Origin of the sequence: Streptomyces katrae, from assembly GCF_000966975.1 — a bacterium.
Lineage (GTDB): Bacteria > Actinomycetota > Actinomycetes > Streptomycetales > Streptomycetaceae > Streptomyces > Streptomyces katrae.
In genome coordinates, this window is record NZ_JZWV01000505.1 from 1 (window position 1) to 2,002 (window position 2,002).

Below are 2,002 nucleotides of genomic sequence, written 5' to 3' on the forward strand. Positions count from 1 at the left end.
GCGCCGGTGGAGGCGATGACGCGCGCGGTGAAGGTGGAGGCGTTCATGCCGTGCTCGGCGGCCGACGTCCAGTAGGCGTCGACGGCCTTGACGTGCTTGGGGTCGGGCTCGCCGCGCCAGCGGATCATGAACCGCTCGACCACGGACTCGGCCTTGTCGATCTCCCGCTGGGGCACCATCGGCAGGCCCTGGCCGCGGGCGGACTGGGCGACGTACGAGAGGGCCATGACGGCGGCGCGCGCGAGGTCGTCGCGGGCGGTCTGCACGTCGATGTCGAGGAGCGGTTTCAGACCCCACACGGGCGCGAGCATGGCGAGCGCGGACTGCACGTCTACGCGGATGTCACCGGAGTGGACCGGGATCGGGAAGGGCTCGGCGGCCGGCAGGCCGGGGTTGAAGGCACCGTCGACCAGCAGGCCCCAGACGTTCCCGAAGGAGACGTGGCCGACCAGGTCTTCGATGTCGACCCCGCGGTAGCGGAGCGATCCGCCTTCCTTGTCGGGCTCGGCGATCTCCGTCTCGAACGCGACGACCCCTTCGAGTCCGGGTACGAAGTCGGACATGCGGCGGCTCCCTCAGATAGTGCGAACACGCGCGGCTCCCGGCGTGATTCGCGGTCCGGCGCGGTCATCACCGTTGATGCCCGGCACGGCCGATGGTCATCCGTGCGGGGACCCTCGGACCGGCCCCAAGATTTTGTCCGGTCCGCCCGGCCATCGGAAGCGTGACATACGGCACACCCGTCGTCGGCTCGCTGCGGCAGGATGGCGGTGTGACCGATCAGGACATTGACCCCGCCGCCATGCGCAAGCAGTACCGCTCCGAGATCGTCGAGGAGGCGGCGCTCGCCGAGGACCCGATGGCGCAGTTCGCCCGGTGGTTCCAGCAGGCCGCCGACTCGTACCTCTTCGAGCCGAACGCGATGGTCGTCTCGACCGCCACCTCCGACGGCCGGCCCAGCTCCCGCACCGTCCTGCTGAAGCAGTTCGACTCGCGGGGCTTCGTGTTCTACACCAACTACGGCTCCCGCAAGGCGCGCGAGATCGAGGAGAACCCGTACGTCTCGCTGCTCTTCCCCTGGCATCCGATCGCCCGCCAGGTGATCGTGACGGGCCGGGCGGTCCGGGTCGGCCGGGACGAGACGGCCGCCTACTTCCGTTCCCGGCCGCACGGCTCCCAGCTGGGGGCCTGGGCGAGCGAGCAGTCCCGGGTGATCGCCTCGCGGGCCGAGCTGGACCGGCGGTACGCGGAGCTGGCGGAGCGCTACCCGGAGGGTGAGCAGGTGCCGGTGCCGCCGGAGTGGGGCGGGCTGCGGGTGGTGCCCGACGCGCTGGAGTTCTGGCAGGGGCACGAGAACCGGCTGCACGACCGGCTGCGGTACGTCCTCGACGGGGAGAAGTGGCGGATCGAGCGCCTCTGCCCCTGAGGGGCCGGGGCCGCCTCCGCCCCCGAGGGGGCCGGGGCTCGGGAAGCAGACGACCCGCGGGCTCGGGTTCCTCTCCTGCAGTGAGAGGAGCCGGCCGGACGTACCGGCGAGCCCGCGGGTCGGGTGACTGCTTGGGATTGGCACCGGGCGGCTAGCCTCCGCCGGGCACCGCACTGGGTGCGTTGCTGACGTCGGGCCCTTAGCCCGCAGCCACCTCACGCGTCCGGTTTCCGTACATTTCGGGAACCACCTCCCTTCTCGTGTACGGCAGAGCCTAGGCCCCCTCCCGGAGGGCCTCAACTTATTTATCCGGTTTCCCGTACGTAACGGCAACTCCCCTATTCGGGTGGTGAGTTACTCCCTACACTGGCCGTCCGCCACCGGGGGAGGGCTGCCATGGGCGCCGAGATGCTGCCGCGCGACTACCGGATCCGGTCCCAGCAGATGACGGCCGTCTACGTCGCCGTCGGCGTCGGGCTGCCCGGTATCGCGCTGTCCGTGCTGAACCTGGACGACGTCCCCGGCTCCGTGAAACTGGCGGTCATGGCCGCCGTCCTCCTCCTCTTCGGCTGGCTG

General features: G+C 70.7%; 3 protein-coding genes. 2 read left to right on the plus strand and 1 reads right to left on the minus strand.

Features of this window, described 5'->3' with window-relative positions; genetic code table 11:
- Positions 1-563: citrate/2-methylcitrate synthase (locus VR44_RS18485; protein WP_045948636.1), on the minus strand; the 563-nt coding region annotated here is incomplete at its 3' end.
- A gap of 239 nt (positions 564-802) precedes the next feature.
- On the opposite strand from VR44_RS18485, the gene pdxH reads away from it, so the two are divergent.
- Complete coding sequence (pdxH, locus tag VR44_RS18490; protein WP_245691963.1) at positions 803-1,426, plus strand: pyridoxamine 5'-phosphate oxidase; 624 nt, start codon at positions 803-805, stop codon at positions 1,424-1,426.
- 396 nt (positions 1,427-1,822) lie between these two features.
- Positions 1,823-2,002: hypothetical protein (locus VR44_RS18495; RefSeq protein ID WP_045948637.1), on the plus strand; the 180-nt coding region annotated here is incomplete at its 3' end.